The sequence below is a fragment of the Methylobacterium sp. WSM2598 genome, assembly GCF_000379105.1.
Classification (GTDB): Bacteria; Pseudomonadota; Alphaproteobacteria; order Rhizobiales; family Beijerinckiaceae; genus Methylobacterium.
The window spans coordinates 696,063-717,379 of record NZ_KB900609.1 but is presented as its reverse complement, the minus strand read 5'-3'; the positions used below and the strand labels follow the sequence as shown (position 1 = coordinate 717,379).

Sequence of the window (21,317 nt, the reverse complement as noted above, 5' to 3'; positions counted from 1 at the left end):
GTTCGCTGCGCCGAGCCGTCAGGTTGGCTGGTAGTCAACCTTCATGAACGGAATTGGAACTCGCCCGAGAAACTCACATATGTCCCGCCCAACCGATGGACTTCCGAGATCCGTCATCAGCAACTGGCCAGTCCCGCGAAAGAACTCATACACCTCAGCCGCATGCTGCTCCATCACGGCTTTCAAGCTTCCGTCGCTGACGTCGGAAATCTTCTGCGGGAGATCGTGCAAGTAGCGGGTATAGACCACTTTCTCATACGGATCGAAGTCTCGACTGCCGATGTGCCGCCGGACCGACCGAATCCAGTCTTCAGCCGGCCGGTGTAACACGATGAATTGCGAGGATGGAAACCGTCTCGCCAGAACATCGTAGATTCCGCAGATTGGCACGTCGCTGACGGCATCATGTTCATACAGGACTTTATTCAAGCTGTAGGAAACGTGCCACCTGTCCGCTTCACGGCCTCGGATCTCTTCCTCAAGATCGATGCCATCGTAAAACTTAGGCCAGTGGATCGATTTCAGCCCGAGATCACACAGCAACCTATGGACACTTTGAGTTCCGCAACGGTGGAGACTCGCCACGAACACTTTTCTGCTCCGCAAGAGCTCAGTCATGGTGCTCCGCTATCGTCTCCTGAACGGCGCGCCGCCTGCCGTCATCCGTACCGTGCGCACCCCATTGGGGTTTATTTCTCATAGAGACACAGAATATAACGGAGACCCATGAAATCAAGCGGAATCTCAAAGTGCTGCGAATGGATCGTCAGCACGGCCGCGATACGTCGGCCTCCGGATTTGATTTGGACCGCTTTACCGAGCGAAAATAAAATGCCGAGCTTCGCGAATTCTCGTCGATTTCTAGATCGACGACCGATCAACGCCGGCACCCCACAGAGGATCCCAGCGAAGGGGCTCGGATCCTCGGAGATTGAAGGGCGCGGCCAAGGGCATGCCCTTCCATCGTGAGTCCGGTCGCTCAACCGGCCTCGCGCATCAGGGTGCCGATGCGCGCCAGCCTGAAGCTGGTCGCGATCACGGCGGCCCGGACGTGCGCCGCCGCGGGCTCAGGCCGCGGCCGTGCGCGGTCCCGGGCCGGCGGGACGGGCTGGCGGCGCGGGCGGCCGCACGATCCGAGAGGCTGAGGCGCCGACCCGTGTGCGGATCGGGGTGCGGCCATGGGCGGGCGGCGTGCGCGGCGCCGGAGCCGCGGCGCCCTCGGCTCGACCCCCGAAGACGATCCCGACGTCGCCTCCGGCGACGAGCCCGCGCCTCCACCACCGACTCGTCGCGGCGGCAGTGGCGAGCGCGACGCGGCGTCTCGGCGGTCGCCAGGAGGGTGCGCCCCGCGGTGCGGTGCGGGAGGTGTCGTCGCACCGCATCCCATTCTCATCCAGTCTCCCGCGCAACTCGGCCGCCGGCACCGGGGCCCGTGACAGGTCGGGAACCTCCTGCTATGACGGTCCGAGGTATAACGCCGACACGCGTGTGCTCTCTTGCCAAAACTGAAACCTGCTCATTTGCTTACGAAATACGTTGAGGAGAGCGGGCCACGCGAGAGATGATGCGAGTTGGTATATTAATCATCTGGGAGATGCCGTCTTGAAATTTGTTCGTGCAACAATCTTATCCGATGATCCCCTCATCATATTCACGGGAGGCTCGGGTGATGCGCCGGTTTCCGGATCGTCGCTCCTGGCGGAGCCTCTGCGTGATCGGAAAGTAACGTTTCTAATCTTGACCTTATGGTCGGCCGAGAGCAACGATCATGCCGACAACTTGATGAATTTCGTAAAGAAATATGAGGCCGATTATCCAAATCACGAATATATCGTTTTTTGCAATACACAAGCTGAAGTCGAAAATCTTGCGCGCCGGGGCGTGCGGGCTTATTTTGGACAGCAGAACTCTTTCATCGATCCGAATGTTTATAAACCGATCGATGGCATCCCGAAAGATCTACAGGCAGTCTATACGGCACAGCTTCACCCGTTCAAGAGACATGCTCTCTGCGCCGACCTCGACTCCGTAGGCCTCGTGTATCACTCGTTCGGAGAAGAAACGCGTGCGTACTACTCGGAGCTGAAGCAGCAGATTCCGGGCGCTCGCTTCATGAATGAAGAGCTGACGAGCCCGCCGCACGGGAATCTCTCGGCGCCGGAAGTCGTCACCATCATGAATCGGGCGCATGTGGGACTCTGCCTCTCCGCCGAGGAGGGCGGCATGCATGCCAGCGTCGAGTATCTGCTCACCGGCCTGCCGGTCGTCTCGACGCCGTCCAAGGGCGGGCGCGATTTCTTCTTCGACAACAGCTTCGTCGAGATCGTGGATCCGACGCCGGCCGACGTTGCGAGGGGGGTGAGAGAGATCATCGGGCGGGCGCCGCCGGCGCAAGAGATCCGCAACCGGACGATCGACCTCCAGCGCAAGCAGATCGCTCTGTTTCAGGATTACCTGGACGGCTTGGTCAAGCAGAATGGTGGCTCCGGGTACGATCGGTCGCTGTGGAACGCGCGCTATCGGGACAAGCTTCTCGGTTGGGAAACGCTCGACGAAGTGTTGAAGCGTATTCCGGCCTAGCGCCGCAGGCGTGCCAGCGCGCCGAGCTCGTGTAATCCGGGCGCCGGGACGACCCGAGCTTCCGCTCTTCGCGAGGGGGCGTGCGGCATGCGTTGCGACGTCCCGGCCCCGCGCCGCTCTGATTGCCTCGTCCGGAATGCGGCGGATTGCCGGATCGACAGCAATGCGCGCTCTCCCTGACCGGCGGCGCGCACGGATGCGACATCGGCTCTGCGCATCCGCGCCGCGCACCCGTCTTGCCCGCAGGAGATCGAATTGGCCACGCGGCACCCGCCGGCCCTATCCGTCCTGCACGGCGCGAAAGTCTGGTTCGCACTCTCCGGACCGTGCCGCAATCGCACTTAGCTGTTTGGGATCGCCCCGTTTCTGTGGACGGTTCGTGGGCTTGGCGGACCAGGGTCTCGGTTACGGGCTGTGGGTGATGCCCCTGTTCGGAGACGCTGGGTGAGCGGTCGCCCAGGGCGGAGTGGTGCCGCACCGGGTTGGCGAAGCCCTTCAGGTCGCTGAAGAGGGCCGTGCGGGCCTCTGGCCGGGAGCGGAAGCGCCGGCGGGCGAGCAGTTCGCATTCCAAGCTCGAGAAGACGCTTTCGGCCTTGGCGTTGTCGTGAGCATCTCCGACCGAGCCCATCGAGGGCCGCACGCCCGCCTCGCGGCAGCGGCCGCCGAAGGCCAGCGAAGTATAGAGCGGACGACCGATCCAGGCGTAGTCCCCGGCCTTCGAGACGCCCCGCACGCGCGCCATGGCGGCGATCGGGAAGCGCGCCTGGTTCTTGCTCATGAACCGGAAGATCCCGACGGCAGAGCCCCGGTCTCGCGCGCAAACCAGGCTGTCGCGCGAGAGAGGATGTCGCGCTCCAGCCTCAGTTGCCGGTTCTCCCGCCGCAGCCGCAGCACCTCCTCGCGCTCCGTCACCGACAGCGCAGCCTCAGCGGCAGGGGGCTTCGCCTCTCGACGTCCTTCCTGCCGGTCGGCCTCGGCCGCCCGGTTGCGGATGGCCTGGGCCGACGGCTCGAACTCGCGGGCGAGGTCGGTCGGAGCGCGCCCGGCGCGCACCAACTCGACCATCTGGCGGCGGAGCTTCACCGGGTACGGGGGACGGGGTCTCGGCATGGCAAAAACACCTCACGCGAAAGCGTTCTCGGTGTCCACCAATCCGGCGCAATCCCAATCCACTAATCAGCCGAAAACCGTATGAGGGGTAGGGCTTGCGAGAGGCGTGCATGCACCGTCATCTGGCTATTCCATCCCCCACAGGTCCATAACAGCCTGTAGCGCGCTATAGCGCGCCCGAGAGATAGCCTTGCTCCCGGCCTGCCAACGCGATACCGCTACGCCTGTCCCGTAGTGGCTCCGCATCCGTCTGATCGAGAGTGACCGGAGAATTGCGCGCGTGCAGGATCTGGATTGGTCTACCTTCGAGGTGATGCTCGCCGACGCGAGGCTGTCGGGCGACGGGCGCCGCTGGTTGTCCCAATCCGATCGCCGCGCCGACGCCGGCATCCGCGCGCACGTCGTCCGATCCGGCCGGCCCTCGCCAATCCCGCCGCCGAGCCTGCGCGGCGTCGCGGTGCTGACCCAGATCCGGCGGTTGCTCGGCGCGGCTTCCCCGACCTCGCGGTCCTCGCCGCGGGCGCCCCGCGCGGCCTGGGGGAGGCGGGGACGTCGTGGGGGTGAGCCGGAGCCGGCCGGGGACGCCGTCGGCCTGCCCGGAAGAGGCTGCGCCCAGCGGCGTGGGATCTCGCGCGAGCCGCCGGCGCCGTGCGGCGGACCCCTCGTCGAGTCCAATGACGGTCAGTACGTCCTACGCCTTGCGAAGTCTGACAATGTGCCGTACCTTGGGTAAAATTTCCTATCCGATTGAATCGACAGGGCAACACTTAAATTGAGGAGCGCATAATTTATGAGGGCGCAGGAAACACAAGAATTACGGTTCGAGAATGACGCAAGTTTCGAGATCGTAAGCGAAGCTCCCCGCGACGTTAGAATTAGAGCCAGCGATCAGCTCGACAAGAGTAACGGTTTGCATTTTCGTGAGTGGACCCGACCGGCAGGTGATTGCTTTCGCTGGTCGGGGGCGCGGGATAGCGTCCGGCTTCCAATCCGCATCGAGCGCGGCGCCGGCGTCGACATCGACGTGGAAGTCATGGGCACGGCGTGCAATCCGGCCCAAGCGCGGCTGCGGGCCGACGGCATCGATGTCCCGACGCCGGACGGTTCGGCGGCCGAAGGCTACTTCCACCTGAGAGCGTCCCTCCCCCCGGTCGTCGGCCAGTCGCTCATCCTGGAGATCTCCTCGGCGACGAGGCCGGAGAGTCAGGAACCCGGCGGGCGGAATCTCGGTCTCGCCATACTGTCCGTCAGGGTCGTATCCAAAGATATCGCGCATGGCTAATCCCGCTACACTGTCCGACCGACAAAAATCGACCGTCGGTGACGAGGCGATGCAACGCCTCAGTCAAGTCGAAGCTCGGCAAACAGAGCTCGAATCCGCGCTCGAGAAGAATCTGGGCGCCGTCGACGCGGCCGTCAGAGCGGCGTTCGATGCGGCGACGACCGCCTCTCTGATGGCGAACTGGAGCTTCGATGCGAGGATGCCGAACACGCTGAGCGGCAATCTCTCGCTCCCGGAGCGCGACGCGTCCGGTCGCTGGGTGAGATGGCTCCTGGGGATGCCCCGGCTGGAATGGACGGTGCAGGTCACGCCGAACCGCCAGTACGACTTGACGGTCGTCGTCCCGAAGTTCGTGTCCAGGCGGGCTTACGACGGCCTGTATGTCCGCGCCAATGGTGAAGATCTGCCATGGCTGTCCTGGGACGGCGCCGTTCGCGGGACCATCGTCGGCGCGGGGCAGGACGGTGTGTTGAAACTGGCCTTGGCCGTGCCCGAGACGGAAGAGGCAGATGCTCCCTTCGCTGTGGCTTCGATCAACCTCAAGGTACGGTGATCCGTGTCCGACAATGCCCGCCTCACCGTTGCGATCTGCACTTTCGACCGCTACGATCTGTTGAACAGGACGGTTTCGACGCTGTTGGAGCGGGACCGCATCGACGGGCACCAGGCCGAGCTTCTGATCGTCGACAACACCCCGCTGGCGCGACGCCGGCCCATCGCGTTGCCCGAGGGCCGCGGCAGCCGCGTGACCTTCTGCGACGAGACCGGCCTCTCCCATGCGCGCAATCTCGCGATCGACGAGGCGAACGGCGAGATCATCGCCTTTCTCGACGACGACGCCCTGGTCTGCTCCGGCTGGACAACGCAACTGCTGAAGGCATTCGATGCCCATCCGGATGCATTGATCGTCGGCGGCCGCGTCGTTCCCCTCTACGAGAACGCCGATCGTCTGCCGGAGTGGTACGATGACCGCTTGGCGTCGCACCTGTCGTGCATCGACTGGTCGGACACGGGACGCTTTTTGAACGAGAACGAGTGGGTGGTCGGAGCGAACCTCGCCATCCGCAAGGACGTCTTCCGGCAATATGGCAGGTTCGACCCTTCGCTCGGGCGGCGTGGCACCGCGTCGCTGCTGAGCAACGAGGAGACCGCCCTGCTCGACCGCGTCGGAAGGCACCGAACCTTCTACTGCCCGGAAGCTTGCGTCGAACACATCATCGCCGCCGACCGCCTGACTCCGGAACATTTCCGCCGCCGCGTCTTCTGGCAAGCGATCTCCGACGTGGTCTCCGGCTCGTGCTGGATGACCCTCGATCTGGCCTACGAGCGTTACAAGACCAGGATGGTGCTTGCTCCGCCACAGTATCGGAATATCAAGGCCCTGTCATATTTGCCCCGCACGTCGGCGGAATTCGTTGTTCAACTTGAGTCGATATACGCCATGGCGATGATTGCGAGCGCCGGCTTCAAGCAGGGAGAGGATGCATGACGGTGCCGGCGACCTCGCCCAATCGCTTCGGCCAGACCGTCCTCTTCATTACACCATTCGCATCGCATCCGGCGAATTCCGGTCAGCGGCGGCGCGTCTTCCAAATCGCATCGCTGCTCAAACGGGCAGGCTTTCGGATCACGTTTGTTCTCTATGCCTTCGAACTCCCCTGGTATTGGTATTTCGATCAGATTTCCTACCAAGAGATGGTCAACACCTGGGGTGAGGTGCATATCTATCCCACATCCAAACAAGTCGGTCTCCCTCCTCAGGACGGAAACTTTCATTCGCTCGACGAATGGTGGGATCCTGCATTCGAAAAGTTCTTAGAGCGTCTGAATGAAATCAAAACATTCGACGTCACCGTGGTCACCAATGTTTGGATGACAAAGGCTTTCTATTCAGCGTTTAATTCGTTCAAGATCCTCGATACGCTGGATGTATTCTCGAAGCGTCAACAGATAGCGAATCGCACGGGGATTGCACCGGAGTTCTTCTGGACGGATGAACGGAACGAGATGTTCGGATGGAGCCGGGCCGATCTGGTGGTCACGGTCACGGACGAGGAAAAATCGTATTTCGGCGATAAAATCACCGTTCCAGTCCATAACATACCGATTGTTCTGGCCGAAGCGGCGGCAAAAAAGACGCGGCGGTCATATATCCATGACGACAGGGTCGTCTTCGGCGTGCTGAGCAGCGCCCAAGTCTACACGGTGATCGGGTTGAACGCCGTGCTCCAGGAGCTGGAGCTGCAAGTCGAAGAAGATTTTTCGCCGGTCGATCTGATCATCGGCGGCACGATATCGGATCATGTGAAGACCAATTTGCCCGTGCAGCGTCTTGGCGAGGTGGCCTCCGAAGAGGAGTTCCTCGGCCGCGTCGATTTCATTATCGCGCCCCAATTCGATGGAACCGGTTTCAAGGTGAAAGTCGCGGATGCGATGCTCGCGGGCATTCCGGTCCTCGCCGCGGAGCATTCGAGTATCGGAACGGGTCTCCCGGACAGTTTCGTCTTCTCCTCTCCCAAGACGCTCGCGCGCGCCATGTCGCGGATCGCGCTCGACCGGCCCCCGCTGTCACGCTTCCTCGACGCGGTCGAGGCGGCCGCAGCGAATCTCGTCGCCGCACGCGAGCGCTCCGAAGCGGAGCTCATTGCGTCGATCGAGAGGGCGTGCGGACTCCTGGTGCTCGATGTCCGGGGTCTGTCGGCGGAGGAGCACTGGCCGATCCTTGCCTCCTACGTGAGCTGGTCCCGCATCCTGTCGGATCGGATGAGGGTCTTCTTCCTCGTCGATGACAACCTGAAACGCATCATCGGGCGCCTGCGCAATCGTTGGTACGAGATTGTCGGCGAGGCCGACCTTCCAGATCTGAAAACCAGCGGGAAGATGGTCGTCGCGCTCGGGCCATTGCGGGCCAATGATCTATCGAGGTCGGTGCGCGACGGTCGTTGGGATTGGTTGCTCGGCGAGCAGGTGGTCTCCGATCCCGGAGACGACGCAGTGTCGCAACTCCCCTTCCTGCATTCCGACATCGACTGGCTTCCGGGTGTCATGACCATGATACGCGGGCGCGGTGATCTGGCGGCTACCGACAAAGCCCGCGAGAGGATCGCGGGGCCGAGTGTCGCGCGCGTGACCGTGGTCGAAAACAGCGAACTTGCGCGGGCTCTGCCGCGTGCGGGTCGTTCAAGCGACGTCATCATCGCACTCTCGGATCGAGGGATGTTCAACAACCTGATCGCGGAACTGCTTTGCGGTGGGCGGGATTCGGGGCCCGAACTCGCTTGGATCGGCCGGGCCGGAGCGCCCGCCGAAAGGCTGCTTCACGAGATTGCATCCCGCTGCTCCCTGAAGTTCACGGGCTCGACCATCTGCGGGCGAAGCTCCTATGACGATGTCGAGAAGTACGCCCGGGCGCTCTTATCCGGCGTCGCGATGCCTCTAGAGCGGCACCCGATCACGTTGCAATCGGGTGCCGCTCTCGATCTTTGATCCTGCCGCATTGTCCGCGACGAACCGGCATCCACTTCGTCGGAAAATGCTCTAGACCGCGCGGCGTGACGCCGTCGTAAGACATTTGGTGAGCCGCGGCGGGGCCGTCGCCGATGCGCACGGCTCGCGCCGAAGCTGAACGTCGCCCGGCCATCTCGTCGGATCCTGGCGGGATGGTGCGGTGCTGGCGACCTGCCGGCGAGCGGCCAGTTCCGTCCGGGCTGCGGCTGCGGCGCGCGGGCTGATCCGCGGCTCGCCACCCTCCTCCGCGCCCTCTCGATCCGGCAGCCGCCGGGCAGGGTGCGATGCCAGTTAGTCTTGCAGCCTGAGGGCAAGGCAGTATCCATCCGGTCAGAACCGCGGCGCGTTGGGGTTGCGGCGTGTTAAGCTGGACTCATGCAGATCGATGAGGAGCGGATCGACGAGGCGGTGCTCGGCCTCCCGTGGCTGACGCTCCACGATGAGCGCCGGGCCTGGAAGGGATTCGACTGGCAGGTCCTCGATCGGCTGCACCGCAAAGGGCTGATCGCAGACCCAGTCGGACGAGCCAAGTCCGTGGTGCTCACGGATGAAGGGCTTCGCCGATCCCGGGCGTTGTTTCACGCCTTGTTCACGCGCGCGACCTGATCGCTGGATCCCGCGCTCAGGCGACCTGAGCCGAACTGGCCATCGCGGGACCGCGGGCTTTCCAGGCCCGGGGCATGGGTGCGGCGAGGGCACGTGAGGGGTGGTCGTTGATCCGCGCCAAGACGTCGGCCAGCCAAGCTCGCGGATCGACGTCGTTCAGGCGCACCGGGATGACGAGGCGGTCCCGGTGGTGTTCGACGACGCGCTCGAAGCGGCATTCGGGGATGGCGAAGGGGATGGGCATGCCACCCACGATGGGGTGGGCGGGGCAGGCCATCACCGGGCCGAGTCAATCCACCGGCGTCCACGCAAAGTGATCCTGGTGGCTTACAAGGGCTGAGCCGGGCTCGCAGGGGCGGCCCCACGCCGCCACGGCCACAGGGGCGCACCGGGCGGCCGATGAGCGAACGGATGGCGCAGGGTCGCACGCGGCAGTTTCCGGTATACCTTGGCGGTCGACGCGACAGTGCGGCGGAGCCGAATGTGCAGCCGGCGCCGTACCAGGAGCGGTCGCAGATCCTTCAGGATCTCGTCGCCGACCGCGAGGGTATCACGGAGGTCCCGGGCCAGCTCGGCCGCGAAGCTGGCCCCGGACACGGCCGGAAAGTCCTGCACTTGGCGGAGGCTCAGGGCGGCCAAGTCCCCCTGCAGCATCTGCAGCCGCGTGTAGAAGTAGGAGATCTTGCGGGGGAGCGGGGCTTCCAGCCGATCAAGGCAGCCCGCATAGGCCTGATAGACCGCCGCCGGGATCGGGGGCAGCGTCGGCACGGCGACGCGGGGCACCGTGGCCGCCACATGCTCCAGACGAGCCAGAACGTCGTGGGTCTCGATCGCCCGCAGCACGGCAACAATCTCGCCGACCAGGGCAGATGCCAGGTTGCGCTGCCGGTGCCGGCGCTCGCGACGCCAAGCATACGCCAAGCTTACGCCGAGCACGACCAACGCGGTCAGGACCGCAACATCGAGGGTATGCATCGGGCCGCCTCCGCGGCTGACGTCATGAGTTTGATCATAGCACGGTTCTGCTCGCCTGCATGAACAGTTGACGCTGTCAGGGCCGGTTTTTAGAGTGGCGGTCTGGGGGTGGAGTTCCCCATAACCGCCCACCCGGGCCGATGACTCCTACCGCGTGACGACATGCGGTGGGGGTGCGCCCGCAGACCCGCCGTCGGCGGGTTTTTTCATGCCGTCGCGCATCCGCTTGAGCACCGGCCGAAGGCCGGAGGAGGCGTGTGATGGCGGATGTCTGGCTGGAGCCCGCGGTGTGGCTGGGGCTCGCGCTACTCGCCGCGATCATTGCGCTGCGCGTGACGATCTCGGTGGCCCTGGTCAAGATGATGGTAGGGGCCGTGGCCGGCAACACCATCGGCCTGCACCTCACCGACTGGGTCAACTTCCTGGCCGGCTTCGGCGCAATCCTGCTGACCTTCCTGGCCGGCACGGAGATTGACGCGTAGGTGGTGCGTAAGCACGCCGGGGCCAGCCTCAGCATCGGCGTGTGGGGATTGGGATTGCCCCGTCTCTGTGGACGGTTATGGGGCTTGGCTGACCGGGGTCTCATGTGCGGGGTTTGGGCGGTGCTCCTTCTCGTAGGTGAGGGGTGATCGGTAGCCCAGGGCGGAGTGTCGCCGCACCGGGTTGTAGAAGCCTTCGAGGTCGCTGAAGAGGGCCATGCGAGCCTCTGGCCGGGAGTGGAAGCGCCGGCGGGCGAGGAGCTCGCATTCCAGGGTTGAGAAGAAGCTCTCGGCCATGGCGTTGTCGTAAGCATCACCGACCGAGCCCATCGAGGGCCGCACCCCTGCCTCGCGGCAGCGGCTGCCAAAGGCCAGCGAAGTCTAGTGGGTGGATTCAAGTGGTCGTCGCAACGGCTTGGCGGAGGGCGGTTGTGATGGCAGGTCGGCGGCGTTCGGATCGGGCACTTCGCGAGAAGCTGCGGTCACCGGGTCGTCCCGGGGTCGGTCTGCGCGAGACGCGGCGGGGGTTCTGGGCGTTCCTCGCGCAGGGTCTCTCCAGCGAGGTCGCAGCGATGAAGCTCGGGATCTCGCCACCGGTCGGCTCGCGGTGGTTCCGGACAGCAGGCGGAATGGCACCTTCCCACCTGTCACCATCATCCAAGTCGCCTTCTGCGCGCTACCTGTCGTTGGCTGAGCGGGAGGAGATCGCGATCCTACAAGCGCAAGGTCACGGGGTCCGGGACGTCGCTCGGCGTCTGGGACGGGCGGCGTCGACCATCTCGCGGGAATTGCGCCGCAATGCGGCGACCCGCAGTGGCGGCCTGGACTATCGCGCCACGACCGCGCAGTGGCACGCTGAACGCGCGGCACGCCGGCCCAAGCCAGCAAAACTGGCGGGGAACGCAGCGCTGCGGACGTACGTGCAGGAGCGGCTCGCCGGAACTGTCGCGACACCGGGCGGGAGCGCTCTGCCTGGCCCTAGCGTTGCCTGGAAGGGACGGCGGCACGGGCGACGCCAGAGCCGGCGATGGGGTCGATCCTGGAGTCCGCAGCAGATCGCCGAGCGCCTACGGCTCGACTTTCCGGGCGATACGACGATGCGCATCAGTCACGAGGCGATCTATCAGGCGCTCTACATCCAGGGCCGGGGCGGGCTGAAGCGTGAGCTGACCGCGTGTCTTCGCACAGGACGGGCTTTGCGTGTGCCGCGGGCCCGCAGCCTGGGCCGAGGCAGGTCGTTCGTCACCCCCGAGGTGCTCATCAGCGAGCGTCCGCCCGAGGTGGAGGACCGCGCGGTGCCGGGGCACTGGGAAGGAGATCTGATCCTGGGTCTGAAGAGTTCGGCGATCGGGACCCTGGTCGAGCGCACGACGCGCTTTACGATGCTGCTGCATCTTCCGCCGATGGACGGCCATGGGGNGACACCGCGTGCGAAGAACGGCCCGGCGCTGGCGGGGCACGGGGCCCAGGCGGTGCGCGAGGCGATCGCCGGCACGATCGCGCGCTTGCCCGAGCAGCTGCGGCGCTCGTTGACCTGGGACCAGGGTACCGAGATGGCCGAGCACGCGCGCTTGCGGATCGACGCGGGTCTGCAGGTCTACTTCTGCGATCCACGCTCACCCTGGCAGCGGGGGACGAACGAGAATACGAACGGGTTACTGCGACCGTACTTCCCGAAAGGAACGGATCTGAGCGCCCACAGCGCGAACGATCTTGCTGCTGTGGCCGCAGCCCTCAACAGCAGACCGCGCAAGACGCTGAACTGGAAGACGCCGGCAGAGGCGCTCGACGCTGTGCTGGCTGCCGTGCAAGATGGTGTTGCGACGACCGCTTGAACCCAAGGGCGCGGCCGCGCTCCTTCGTCTACGATCTCCTGCGGCGCACCCGCGCCCTGCGCGGAATCGCGGCGCTGGTCGGCGCCGCGGCGGCGCTCCTCGGCAGCGTGATCCGGGCAGCCGCGCCGTTCCGGCGCGCCTCGTCCCTTCTTCCCGCGACGCGCAAGCTTCGCCTGGCCAAGCCTCTTCTGGCCAAGCCTCTTCTGGCCAAGCCTCTTCTGGCGACGCTCGCCGACCGGGCGTGGCTCGTCGCGGTCGTCGCGCTCGCCGCCTCCGCGCTCTGGATCGCGGCGGACTTCGTGAGGGCGACGCTCGGCCTCGGCGACCTCGTCGAGGCCGTCGCACTCGGCGCCCTGACGCTGCTGCGGGTCGTCGTGCTGATCGCCGTCGCCTCGGTCATCTGGGTCCCGATCGGGGTGTGGATCGGCCTGCGCCCGGCCGTCGCCGAGGCGACCCAGCCGCTCGCGCAGTTCCTCGCCGCCTTCCCGGCCAACATCCTGTTCCCCTTCGCGGTGGTCGCCATCGTGGCGACGGGCGCCGATCCGAACATCTGGCTCTCGCCCCTGATGGTGCTCGGGACGCAATGGTACATCCTGTTCAACGTGGTGGCGGGGGCGAGCGCGTTCCCGACCGACCTGCGCGAGGCCGCGACCCTGTACCGGATGCGCTCCTGGCAATGGTGGCGCGACGCGATCCTGCCGGGGATCTTCCCCTACTACGTGACCGGCGCGCTCACCGCCTCCGGCGGGTCGTGGAACGCCAGCATCGTGGCCGAGGTGGCGAGCTGGGGCGACACCAAGCTCAAGACCGCCGGGCTCGGCGCCTACATCGCCCAGGCGACGGATGCGGGCGACTACCCGCGCGTCGTCCTCGGCGTGGCGGTGATGAGCCTGTTCGTCGTCGTCTTCAACCGCCTCGTCTGGCGCCCCCTCTACGCCTACGGGGAGCGCCGCTTCCGGCTCGCCTGATCGCGGCCGCGGATGGCCCGCGCGGCGCTTGAGCGACGCCGACATCCGCATGGCGACGCAATCCGTCGGATTTCTTATCAATCCGAAAGGTCTCCAGCATGGACGCCCACACCCCGGTTCCCCGCCCGCGCAGCTCCGACGCGCCGCTCGTCTCCGTCGCGGGCGTCCAGCACCATTACCGCAAGGGCAATGCGTCCGACCTGCTGGTTCTCGACGAAGTCAACGTCGACCTGCGGGCGGGCGAGATCGTCTCCCTGCTCGGCCGCTCGGGATCGGGCAAGTCGACCCTGCTGCGCATCATCGCCGGCTTGATGCCGCCGAGCCGGGGACGGGCGCTGATCAACGGCCGGCCGGTGACCGGTCCGGCCCCCAAGGTCGCCATGGTCTTCCAGTCCTTCGCGCTGTTTCCCTGGCTGACCGTGCTGCAGAACGTGGAGGTCGGCCTCGAGGCGCAGGGCGTGGCGCCGGCCGAGCGGCGCAAGCGCGCGCTCGCGGCGATCGACCTGATCGGCCTCGACGGGTTCGAGAGCGCCTATCCGAAGGAATTGTCCGGCGGCATGCGCCAGCGGGTCGGGCTGGCGCGCGCCCTCGTCGTCCATCCCGAGATCCTGCTGATGGACGAGCCCTTCTCGGCCCTCGACGTGCTCACGGCCGAGACCCTGCGCACCGATCTGCTCGACCTCTGGATCGAGGCCCGCATCCCGACCCGCTCGATCCTGCTCGTGACGCACAACATCGAGGAGGCCGTCCTGATGAGCGACCGCATCCTGGTCTTCTCGTCGAATCCCGGCCGGGTGGTGGGGGATATCCGGGTCGACCTCCCGCAGCCGCGCAACCGCCTCGATCCGGCCTTCCGGGCGCTGGTGGACGACATCTACGCCCGCATGACCATGCGCCCGCCCCAGCCGGCCGGGCCGGGCGGGCACGGCAAGCCCGAAGGGTTCCCGGGCACCGGCATCGGCATGGTCCTGCCGCGCGTCTCGACCAACCTGCTGGCGGGCCTGATCGAGGCGGTGGCCGGCGAGCCCTACCAGGGCACGGCCGACCTGCCGGCGCTCGCGAGCACGCTGCAACTCGAAGTCGACGAGCTCTTCCCGATCGCCGAGACCCTGCAACTGCTGCGCTTCGCCGAGCTGGAGGGCGGCGACATCACGCTGACACCGGCGGGGCGCCGCTTCGCGGAGAGCGCCGTCGACGAGCGCAAGCAGCTCTTCGCCCAGCACCTGATCGCGTACGTGCCGCTGGCCGCCCATGTCCGGCGCGTGCTCGACGACCGAGCCTCCCATGCGGCCCCGCGCCGCCGGTTCCAGGACGAGCTGGAGGATCACATGTCGGCCCAGTACGCGCAGCAGACCCTGCAGGCCGTGATCTCCTGGGGGCGCTACGCCGAGGCCTTCGCGTATCACGAGGCGAGCGACACGTTCAGCCTGGAGGATCCCGCGTGATCCGACATCCGAGGGATTGCGTCGCCATCTCCCATTTCGGCCATGTGGATATCGGCGTCGCTCAGGCGCCGCGCGGGCTTGGCAGACGCTGTCCGGACGTGATCGTCCGGACAGCGGATGAGGCCCCTCGCTCACCGGTGCTCCCGGTCCCCCGGCCCAGGTCCACCGGCGCGAGCTGCGCGATCTTCCGATCGTCGCGGCCGAGATCCTCGACCTCGATCGCGGGCGGGCGGAAATTCTGCCGGGCGCGGGCGGTCCCGGCGAGCAGCACCTCCGCGGCGAGGGCGAGCATGAGCTTGTGCCGGCGCGGCATCGCCCGGCGCCGGGCCGGGGCCAGGACGATGCGGGGCAGGGCCTCGCGGATCGGGTGGGGACGGGCGACCCCCGCGGCCCGGACCGGGATGATCGCCGCGGCCGGGACGCGCTCGCGCGGGGAGGGGATGGCGGGGGGCCGGTTGGCGGGCCGGTCCCGGCGCGGCCCGCCCACCGCCTCGATCGCCCCGTGCGGCACCCGCCGGCGCCCCTCGGGGTCCGGGAAGCGGCCCGCCGCCGGCGGGAGGGGCCCGCGCAGCGGCTCGACGCGGCCGTCGAGGTCGATCGCCTGCCAAGCCCCGGGGCCGGCGGCACCGACCAGGAGCGACGTCGCGAGGGAGTAGCGGGACAAGGGCGGCCTCGATGCGCTGAGGATTAATGCCGGGTTAACGCCCCGCGCCCGCCCCCGCCACGGTAACCTTCCGTTAACGTTAAGATCCGCCCGATCAGGCGATGGTGACGGCCGTGCCCTTGTGCGGCACGACGACCTGGACGCCGCTGCCGTCGAGGGCCGCCACGAAGGCGTCGGCCGAGGGCGCGATGATCGGGAAGGAGCCGTAATGGCAGGGGATCACCGCCCGCGGCGCGAAGAACTTGCGCACCGCCAGGGCCGCCGTCTCGGCCCCCATGGTGAAGCGGTCGCCGATCGGGACGATCAGCACGTCCGGCCGGTAGATCTCCTGGATCAGGGCCATGTCGCCGAAGATGTCGGTGTCGCCCATGTGGTAGACCGTCGGCTCGCCCGGCGCCCGCACGACGACGCCGTTCGGCAGGCCGAGCGGCACGGTGACGCCCGCCTCGCTCATCCCGGCCGAGTGGTCGGCGCGCACCAGCGTGACCTTGAATCCGCCCTGGTCGGTGGTGCCGCCGGTGTTCATCGGGTCGAAATTGGTCAGGCCCTTGGAGCCGAGCCACATGCAGAGGTCGTAATTGGTCACAACCTTGGCGCCGGTCTCGGCCGCCACCGCCAGGGTGTCGCCGACATGGTCGCCGTGGCCGTGGGTGATCAGGATGTGGGTCGCGCCCTCGACCGCCCTGGCGCGGGCCGCGTCGCCGCCCTCGAAGGCCGGGTTGCCGGTGAAGAAGGGATCGATCAGGACGTGGCTCTCGCCGAAATCGAGGCGGAAGGCCGAGTGGCCGAACCAGGTGATGCGCATGAGGAGGACTCCCGGATGAACGCCCCCTACTTAAAGCCCAGGCCGCGGCCGTGAACCGGGAGAGTGTCGCGGCCTTCGCGGAATCCTCGCGGGAGGCGGGGAGGCGGCTGCTCGGCCTCGACCTCGGCACGAAGACGATCGGGCTCGCCCTCTCGGATGTGGGCCGGCGCATCGCCTCGCCGCTGGAGACGATCCGGCGGGTGAAGTTCACGCCCGATGCCCGGCGCCTGGCCGCGATCGCGGCCGAGCACGGCGTCGGTGGGCTGGTGGTCGGGCACCCCCTCAACATGGACGGCAGCGAGGGCCCACGGGCCCAGTCGACCCGGGCCTTCGTGCGCAACCTCGCGCCGATCCTGCCGCTGCCGGTGCTGCTCTTCGACGAGCGGCTGTCGACGGCGGCGGTCACCCGCACCCTCCTGGAGGCCGACGCGTCGCGGGCGCGGCGGGGGGAACTCGTGGACAAGCTCGCCGCCGCCTACATCCTGCAGGGCTGCCTCGACGTGCTCGCCGGGCTGGAGCCGGAGGAGCCGGACGGGGTGATGATCCCGCCGGAGTGATGCCGACGGTCACCGAGAGATGACCGCCGGCACCGGGTGCCTCAGCGCAGCGACACGCTCCCGCCCCCGTGCCGGGTGACCAGCCCGTCGAGTTCGAGTTCGAGCAGCAGGCCCTGGACGCTGCGCGCCGACAGGCCGGCCTGCCGGCCCAGCGCGTCGACCGCCACCGGCGAGGGGCCGAGCAGGGCGAGCAGCCGGGCGCGGTCGTCGGGCGGAGGCGGCTCCTCCGCCTCCTCGTACAGGCCCTCGGGCGCGGCCGGCTCGGGGTCCTGGGCGAAGAAATCCGTCTCGTCCCAGTAGAGGGCGGGCTCGGCCGCGCGCTCGCCGTCCTCGGCGCCGCCGGGCGGCCGCCCGCCCGCCACCAGCGGCATCAGCACGGACAGGACGTGGTCCGGGTCGCCGCACAGGGTCGCGCCCTGGCGGATGAGGTCGTTGGTGCCCTCCGCGCGCGGGTCGAGGGGCGAGCCCGGCACCGCGAAGACCTCGCGGCCCTGCTCCAGGGCGAAGCGCGCGGTGATGAGCGAGCCCGAGCGGCGGGCGGCCTCCACCACCACCGTGCCGAGGCACAGCCCCGAGATGATGCGGTTGCGGCGCGGGAAGTCGCGCCCGCGCGGCTCCCAGCCGAGGGGCATCTCGGCCACGATCGCCCCGCCCTGGGCCAGGATGCGGGCGGCGAGCGCCTCGTGCTCGGCCGGGTAGATGCGGTCCTGGCCGCCGGCCAGCACGGCGGCGGTGCCGGTCGCCAGGGACGCCGCGTGGGCGCGGGCGTCGATGCCGCGGGCGAGGCCCGAGACGACGCAGAAGCCCGCCGCCCCGAAGGCCTGCGCGAGGCGCTCGGCGAAGGTCATCCCGGCCGCCGAGGCGTTGCGGGATCCGACCACGGCGATGCAGGGGCGGGCCAGGACCGCGGCCTCGCCGCGAAGAGTGATGAGGGGAGGGGCGTCGTCGGTGGCCCGCAGCGGCGCCGGGTAGGCCTCCTCGCCGAGGGCGACGAAGCGCACGCCGAGCTTCGCGGCGGCGGCGACCTCGCGCTCGGCCTCCGCCCGGCTGGGGATCCGGATCGGCTTCCGGCGCGCGCGGGCGAGGTCCGGCAGCGCCTCCAGGGCGGCGCCCGCCCCGCCGAAGCGGTTCACGAGGCCGCGGAAGGTGCGCGGCCCGATCCCCTCCGCGCGGATCAGGCGCAGCCAGTCGAGGCGCTGAGCGTCCGTGAGTTGCAACGACGGCTCCCCTGCGGCAGGGCAGGGGATCGTCTCAGCCCTTCTGCCCGATCCGCCCCTCCGTGCCCGCCATGAGGCGGCGGATATTGGGGGCGTGCTTCCACCATAGCAGCAGGGCGAGCCCCACGAACAGGAGCGCGACGCGGTTCTGGCCCATCGCCCAGAGCATCAGCGGGGTGGTGGCGCTCGCCGCGAGCGCCGAGGCCGAGGAGTAGCGCAGCAGGAATGCGAGGCCGAGCCAGATCACCGCGAAGCCGAGGACGGCCAGGGGCGCGAGCGCGAGGAGCACGCCGATGAAGGTCGCCACGCCCTTGCCGCCCTTGAAGCCGAGCCAGACCGGGAAGAGGTGGCCGAGGAAGGCGCCGAGCCCCGCCGCCAGGGCGGCGTCCGGCCCGAACAGCCCGGCGGCGACCAGCACCGCGGCGGTGCCCTTGAGGGCGTCTCCCACGAGCGTGGCGGCGGCGAGCCCCTTGCGGCCGGTGCGCAGGACGTTGGTGGCGCCGATATTGCCCGAGCCGATCGCCCGCACGTCGCCGAGCCCGGCGAGGCGGGTGAGGATGAGCCCGAAGGGGATCGCGCCGAACAGGTAGCCGAGCCCGAGGGCGGCGAGGAGCGGCCAGAGCGGGACCCCCATCACGCGGCCGCCGCGTGCCGGTAGGCGACCGCGCCGCCGACCAGGGTGAGCAGGGCGCGCCCCTGCAGCCGCGCCTCGTCGAAGGGCGAGTTCTTGGAGCGCGACTTCAGCTGCCGCTTGTCGAGCCGGTAGGGCTCGTCGGGGTCGAACAGGACGAGGTCGGCCGGGGCGCCCTTGGCCAGGGATCCGCCGTCGCGGCCGAGGACCCGCGCGGGCTCGCGCGCCAGGGCGGCGAGGAGGCGCGGGAGCGCGACGTCGCCCGCGTGGACGAGGCGCAGGGCGGCCGCCAGCAGGGTCTCGATCCCGAGCGCCCCGTCCGCCGCCTCCGCGAAGGGCAGGCGCTTCGTCTCCACGTCCTGCGGGTTGTGGTCGGAGACGATCACGTCGATGACCCCCTCGTTCAGGGCCTCCACCACCGCTCTGCGGTCCTCCTCGGTGCGCAGGGGCGGGGAGAGCTTGCAGAAGGTGCGGTAGTGGCCGATGTCGTTCTCGTTGAGGACGAGGTTGTTGATCGAGACGCCGCAGGTGACCGGCAGGCCCGCCTCCTTGGCCCTGCGCACGATCTCGACCGAATCGGCGCAGGAGATCATGGCCGCGTGATAGCGGGCCCGGGTCAGGCGCACGAGGCGCAGGTCGCGCTCCAGCAGGATCGTCTCGGCCTCGCGCGGAATGCCGTGCAGGCCGAGCCGCGAGGCCATCTCGCCCTCGTTCATCACCCCGTCGCCGACGAGGTCCGGCTCCTCGACGTGCTGCATCAGCAGGGCGCCGAAATCCCGCGCGTAGGTGAGGGCGCGGCGCATCACCTGCGCGTTCGTCACCGCCCGCAGACCGTCCGTGAAGGCGACGGCGCCGGCCTCGCCGAGGAGCCCGAACTCGGTCATCTCGCGCCCGGCGAGGTGCTTGGTGATCGCGGCGGCGGGCAGGACGTTCACGCTCGCGGTGTCGCGGGCGCGGCGCAGCACGAAGTCGACGATGGCGGGCTCGTCGATCACCGGGTTGGTGTCGGGCATGCAGACCAGGGTGGTGACCCCGCCGGCGGCGGCGGCGGCGCTGGCGCTGGCGAGGGTCTCCCGGTGCTCGGCGCCGGGCTCGCCCACGAAGGCGCGCAGGTCGGTGAGGCCGGGGGCGAGGACGTGGCCGCCGCCGTCGATCACCTCCGCGCCCTCCGGCGCGGCCGGGACGGCGCCCCGCTGGACGTCCGCGATGCGGCCGTCGCGGATCAGGACGGCGCCGGGCTCCTCGCGTCCGGCGACCGGATCGAGGAGGCGGGCATTGGTGATGACGAGTGTCATGGGTCGGACAGCTCCGCTGCGGGCGCGCGCACGGCGGCGAGGAGGGCGTCGAGAGCGAGCCGGATGCTCCCGAGAGCCAGATCGGTGGGGACGGGGAGCGCGGTGGGGCCTCGGTGTCTCGGCCGGGATTCCCGCTCGGCACGCCGCACGGCGACCTCCATCCATCCGCGCAAGGGCACCCCCTCTCCCGGCTCACCGGGTTCGCCGCCCTTCCCCTCCGGCGCGGGAGGGGCGGGGCCGCCGATACCGAAGGTTCACCCCTCAACCCCTGTCAAGCGTTCGGCAGATGCGTCGCCAGCGCCTCCAGCACCGCCATCCGCACCGCCACGCCCATCTCCACCTGTTCACGGATCAGCGACTGCGCCCCGTCCGCCACGTCGGAGGCGATCTCGACGCCCCGGTTCATCGGGCCGGGATGCATCACCAGCGCGTCGGGCGCGGCGAGGCTCAGCTTCTCGCCGTCGAGGCCGAAATAGCGGAAATACTCCTTCACCGAGGGCACGAAGGAGCCGTTCATGCGCTCGCGCTGCAGGCGCAGCATCATCACGATGTCGGCGCCCGCGAGGCCCCGGCGCATGTCGGTGAAGACCTCGACGCCCATCCGGGCGATGCCGGGCGGCAGCAGCGTCGAGGGGCCGATCACCCGCACCCGGGCGCCCAGGGCCTGCAGCAGGATGATGTTCGAGCGCGCGACCCGCGAGTGCAGGACGTCGCCGCAGATCGCCACCCGCAGCCCCTCGATCCGGCCCTTGTTGCGCCGGATGGTCAGCGCGTCGAGGAGCGCCTGGGTCGGGTGCTCGTGGGCGCCGTCGCCGGCATTGACCACCGCGCAATCGACCTTGCGGGCGAGGAGGTGCACCGCGCCGGCCTGATGGTGGCGCACCACGATGATGTCCGGCCGCATCGCGTTCAGGGTCGCGGCGGTGTCGATCAGCGTCTCGCCCTTCTTCACCGAGGAGGAGGCGACCGACATGTTCATCACGTCCGCCCCGAGCCGCTTGCCGGCGAGCTCGAAGGAGGATTGCGTGCGCGTCGAGGGCTCGAAGAACAGGTTGATCTGGGTGCGCCCGCGCAGGGTCGCGCGCTTCTTCTCGACCTGCCGGCTGATCTCGACCGCCTCATCGGCCCGATCGAGCAGCGCGACGATGTCGAGCGGGCTCAGCCCCTCGATGCCGAGCAGGTGACGGTGCGGGAATCCCGGGCGGGTCGGCGGCGTGCTCATGCTGGCCCTGGCCTATAGGAGCAGGGCGGAAGCGCCGCAAGCAGGGCAGGCCCGCCCTTCCGGGCATTTGACAATGGCCGCACCTTCACCCACTTCTCGGGCCCGAGGCGCCTCCCCCGAGCGCCGGCGTCCGCCACAT

The 21,317-nt window shown here is 68.2% G+C and carries 19 protein-coding genes, 4 pseudogenes and 1 riboswitch; of the genes and pseudogenes, 11 read left to right on the top strand and 12 right to left on the bottom strand.

Going from position 1 to position 21,317, the window contains the following annotated elements:
• Positions 1 to 18: 18 nt before the first annotated feature.
• Positions 19 to 618, bottom strand: a complete 600-nt coding sequence (locus MET2598_RS40675; RefSeq protein WP_157182076.1) for a sulfotransferase — start codon at positions 616 to 618, stop codon at positions 19 to 21.
• 984 nt (positions 619 to 1,602) lie between these two features.
• On the opposite strand from MET2598_RS40675, the gene MET2598_RS40670 reads away from it, so the two are divergent.
• The gene (locus MET2598_RS40670; protein ID WP_012333753.1) at positions 1,603 to 2,580 is read left to right on the top strand and encodes a glycosyltransferase; all 978 of its coding nucleotides are present in this window, start codon (positions 1,603 to 1,605) and stop codon (positions 2,578 to 2,580) included.
• A 421-nt stretch (positions 2,581 to 3,001) separates the two neighbouring features.
• On the opposite strand, the pseudogene MET2598_RS43655 reads toward MET2598_RS40670, so the two are convergent.
• Positions 3,002 to 3,262, bottom strand: a pseudogene (locus tag MET2598_RS43655) (integrase core domain-containing protein); the annotation flags it as partial.
• A gap of 92 nt (positions 3,263 to 3,354) precedes the next feature.
• Entirely contained in the window at positions 3,355 to 3,645 is a 291-nt protein-coding gene (locus MET2598_RS43650; protein WP_415926890.1) for a hypothetical protein, read from the bottom strand.
• Positions 3,646 to 4,480: 835 nt separating this feature from the next.
• Between MET2598_RS43650 and MET2598_RS0103475 the strand changes: the two genes are divergently transcribed.
• The 5 genes from MET2598_RS0103475 (at position 4,481) to MET2598_RS0103455 (ending at position 9,085) form a co-directional block, all read left to right on the top strand.
• On the top strand, positions 4,481 to 4,972 hold the full coding sequence (locus MET2598_RS0103475) for a hypothetical protein (RefSeq protein WP_012333756.1): 492 nt from the start codon (positions 4,481 to 4,483) through the stop codon (positions 4,970 to 4,972).
• Positions 4,965 to 5,525 carry a hypothetical protein gene (locus MET2598_RS0103470; RefSeq protein WP_236728657.1) on the top strand — a complete coding sequence of 187 codons (561 nt, stop codon included), beginning with the start codon at positions 4,965 to 4,967 and terminating at the stop codon, positions 5,523 to 5,525. The genes MET2598_RS0103475 and MET2598_RS0103470 overlap by 8 nt, the downstream gene beginning before the upstream one ends.
• A gap of 3 nt (positions 5,526 to 5,528) precedes the next feature.
• Positions 5,529 to 6,461 (top strand): glycosyltransferase family 2 protein, encoded by a 933-nt coding sequence (locus tag MET2598_RS0103465; RefSeq protein WP_018259871.1) that lies wholly within the window; start codon positions 5,529 to 5,531, stop codon positions 6,459 to 6,461.
• On the top strand, positions 6,458 to 8,458 hold the full coding sequence (locus MET2598_RS0103460; RefSeq protein ID WP_018259870.1) for a glycosyltransferase: 2,001 nt from the start codon (positions 6,458 to 6,460) through the stop codon (positions 8,456 to 8,458). The genes MET2598_RS0103465 and MET2598_RS0103460 overlap by 4 nt, the downstream gene beginning before the upstream one ends.
• Before the next feature lie 396 nt (positions 8,459 to 8,854).
• Complete coding sequence (locus tag MET2598_RS0103455; RefSeq protein WP_012333760.1) at positions 8,855 to 9,085, top strand: DUF6429 family protein; 231 nt, start codon at positions 8,855 to 8,857, stop codon at positions 9,083 to 9,085.
• 16 nt (positions 9,086 to 9,101) lie between these two features.
• Here MET2598_RS0103455 and MET2598_RS42585 read toward each other — a convergent pair.
• Positions 9,102 to 9,263: pseudogene (locus MET2598_RS42585) on the bottom strand (transposase domain-containing protein); the annotation flags it as partial.
• A gap of 149 nt (positions 9,264 to 9,412) precedes the next feature.
• Positions 9,413 to 10,060 (bottom strand): hypothetical protein, encoded by a 648-nt coding sequence (locus tag MET2598_RS0103445; protein WP_012333762.1) that lies wholly within the window; start codon positions 10,058 to 10,060, stop codon positions 9,413 to 9,415.
• Positions 10,061 to 10,155: 95 nt separating this feature from the next.
• Positions 10,156 to 10,217: riboswitch (Fluoride riboswitch) on the top strand.
• Between the two features lie 103 nt (positions 10,218 to 10,320).
• Here MET2598_RS0103445 and MET2598_RS0103440 point away from each other — a divergent pair.
• Positions 10,321 to 10,542: a hypothetical protein gene (locus MET2598_RS0103440; RefSeq protein WP_012333763.1), complete on the top strand. Its 222-nt coding sequence runs from the start codon at positions 10,321 to 10,323 to the stop codon at positions 10,540 to 10,542.
• Positions 10,543 to 10,617: 75 nt separating this feature from the next.
• Here MET2598_RS0103440 and MET2598_RS0103435 read toward each other — a convergent pair.
• A pseudogene (locus tag MET2598_RS0103435) lies at positions 10,618 to 10,920 on the bottom strand (transposase); the annotation flags it as partial.
• Between the two features lie 53 nt (positions 10,921 to 10,973).
• Between MET2598_RS0103435 and MET2598_RS0103430 the strand changes: the two are divergent.
• The 3 genes and pseudogenes from MET2598_RS0103430 (at position 10,974) to MET2598_RS0103420 (ending at position 14,787) form a co-directional block, all read left to right on the top strand.
• On the top strand, positions 10,974 to 12,374 hold the full coding sequence (locus MET2598_RS0103430) for an IS30-like element ISMtsp4 family transposase (RefSeq protein WP_026190483.1): 1,401 nt from the start codon (positions 10,974 to 10,976) through the stop codon (positions 12,372 to 12,374).
• Positions 12,375 to 12,385: 11 nt separating this feature from the next.
• Positions 12,386 to 13,342 (top strand): annotated as a pseudogene (locus MET2598_RS35870) (ABC transporter permease subunit); the annotation flags it as partial.
• A gap of 98 nt (positions 13,343 to 13,440) precedes the next feature.
• Entirely contained in the window at positions 13,441 to 14,787 is a 1,347-nt protein-coding gene (locus MET2598_RS0103420; protein ID WP_018259866.1) for an ABC transporter ATP-binding protein, read from the top strand.
• A 61-nt stretch (positions 14,788 to 14,848) separates the two neighbouring features.
• On the opposite strand, the gene MET2598_RS0103415 is transcribed toward MET2598_RS0103420, so the two are convergent.
• Both MET2598_RS0103415 and MET2598_RS0103410 read right to left on the bottom strand, forming a co-directional pair.
• A complete protein-coding gene (locus MET2598_RS0103415; protein WP_012334074.1) occupies positions 14,849 to 15,451 on the bottom strand; it encodes a hypothetical protein in 603 nt (200 codons plus the stop codon).
• A 94-nt stretch (positions 15,452 to 15,545) separates the two neighbouring features.
• On the bottom strand, positions 15,546 to 16,256 hold the full coding sequence (locus MET2598_RS0103410) for a metal-dependent hydrolase (protein WP_018259865.1): 711 nt from the start codon (positions 16,254 to 16,256) through the stop codon (positions 15,546 to 15,548).
• A 50-nt stretch (positions 16,257 to 16,306) separates the two neighbouring features.
• Here MET2598_RS0103410 and ruvX point away from each other — a divergent pair, with 50 nt between their 5' ends.
• On the top strand, positions 16,307 to 16,813 hold the full coding sequence (gene ruvX / locus MET2598_RS0103405; protein WP_018259864.1) for a Holliday junction resolvase RuvX: 507 nt from the start codon (positions 16,307 to 16,309) through the stop codon (positions 16,811 to 16,813).
• A 41-nt stretch (positions 16,814 to 16,854) separates the two neighbouring features.
• Here the strand turns inward: ruvX and dprA are convergent, their stop codons facing one another.
• The 4 genes from dprA to MET2598_RS0103380 form a co-directional block, all read right to left on the bottom strand.
• Complete coding sequence (gene dprA, locus MET2598_RS0103400; RefSeq protein ID WP_018259863.1) at positions 16,855 to 18,030, bottom strand: DNA-processing protein DprA; 1,176 nt, start codon at positions 18,028 to 18,030, stop codon at positions 16,855 to 16,857.
• A 34-nt stretch (positions 18,031 to 18,064) separates the two neighbouring features.
• On the bottom strand, positions 18,065 to 18,664 hold the full coding sequence (gene plsY, locus MET2598_RS0103395; protein WP_012334078.1) for a glycerol-3-phosphate 1-O-acyltransferase PlsY: 600 nt from the start codon (positions 18,662 to 18,664) through the stop codon (positions 18,065 to 18,067).
• Positions 18,664 to 19,956 (bottom strand): dihydroorotase, encoded by a 1,293-nt coding sequence (locus MET2598_RS0103390; RefSeq protein ID WP_012334079.1) that lies wholly within the window; start codon positions 19,954 to 19,956, stop codon positions 18,664 to 18,666. Before MET2598_RS0103390 ends, plsY begins: the two co-directional genes overlap by 1 nt.
• Positions 19,957 to 20,227: 271 nt before the next feature.
• A complete protein-coding gene (locus tag MET2598_RS0103380; protein WP_012334081.1) occupies positions 20,228 to 21,178 on the bottom strand; it encodes an aspartate carbamoyltransferase catalytic subunit in 951 nt (316 codons plus the stop codon).
• Positions 21,179 to 21,317: the final 139 nt, after the last annotated feature.

Bases quoted from the DNA above. Each gene is read 5' to 3' on its own strand.
- plsY (WP_012334078.1), bottom strand. From the start codon at position 18,664: ATGGGGGTCCCGCTCTGGCCGCTCCTCGCCGCCCTCGGGCTCGGCTAC.
- MET2598_RS43650 (WP_415926890.1), bottom strand. From the start codon at position 3,645: ATGGTCGAGTTGGTGCGCGCCGGGCGCGCTCCGACCGACCTCGCCCGC.
- MET2598_RS0103455 (WP_012333760.1), top strand. From the start codon at position 8,855: ATGCAGATCGATGAGGAGCGGATCGACGAGGCGGTGCTCGGCCTCCCG.
- MET2598_RS0103475 (WP_012333756.1), top strand. From the start codon at position 4,481: ATGAGGGCGCAGGAAACACAAGAATTACGGTTCGAGAATGACGCAAGT.
- MET2598_RS0103440 (WP_012333763.1), top strand. From the start codon at position 10,321: ATGGCGGATGTCTGGCTGGAGCCCGCGGTGTGGCTGGGGCTCGCGCTA.
- MET2598_RS0103420 (WP_018259866.1), top strand. From the start codon at position 13,441: ATGGACGCCCACACCCCGGTTCCCCGCCCGCGCAGCTCCGACGCGCCG.
- MET2598_RS0103410 (WP_018259865.1), bottom strand. From the start codon at position 16,256: ATGCGCATCACCTGGTTCGGCCACTCGGCCTTCCGCCTCGATTTCGGC.
- MET2598_RS0103445 (WP_012333762.1), bottom strand. From the start codon at position 10,060: ATGCATACCCTCGATGTTGCGGTCCTGACCGCGTTGGTCGTGCTCGGC.
- MET2598_RS0103380 (WP_012334081.1), bottom strand. From the start codon at position 21,178: ATGAGCACGCCGCCGACCCGCCCGGGATTCCCGCACCGTCACCTGCTC.
- MET2598_RS0103470 (WP_236728657.1), top strand. From the start codon at position 4,965: ATGGCTAATCCCGCTACACTGTCCGACCGACAAAAATCGACCGTCGGT.
- MET2598_RS40675 (WP_157182076.1), bottom strand. From the start codon at position 618: ATGACTGAGCTCTTGCGGAGCAGAAAAGTGTTCGTGGCGAGTCTCCAC.
- MET2598_RS0103390 (WP_012334079.1), bottom strand. From the start codon at position 19,956: ATGACACTCGTCATCACCAATGCCCGCCTCCTCGATCCGGTCGCCGGA.
- MET2598_RS0103460 (WP_018259870.1), top strand. From the start codon at position 6,458: ATGACGGTGCCGGCGACCTCGCCCAATCGCTTCGGCCAGACCGTCCTC.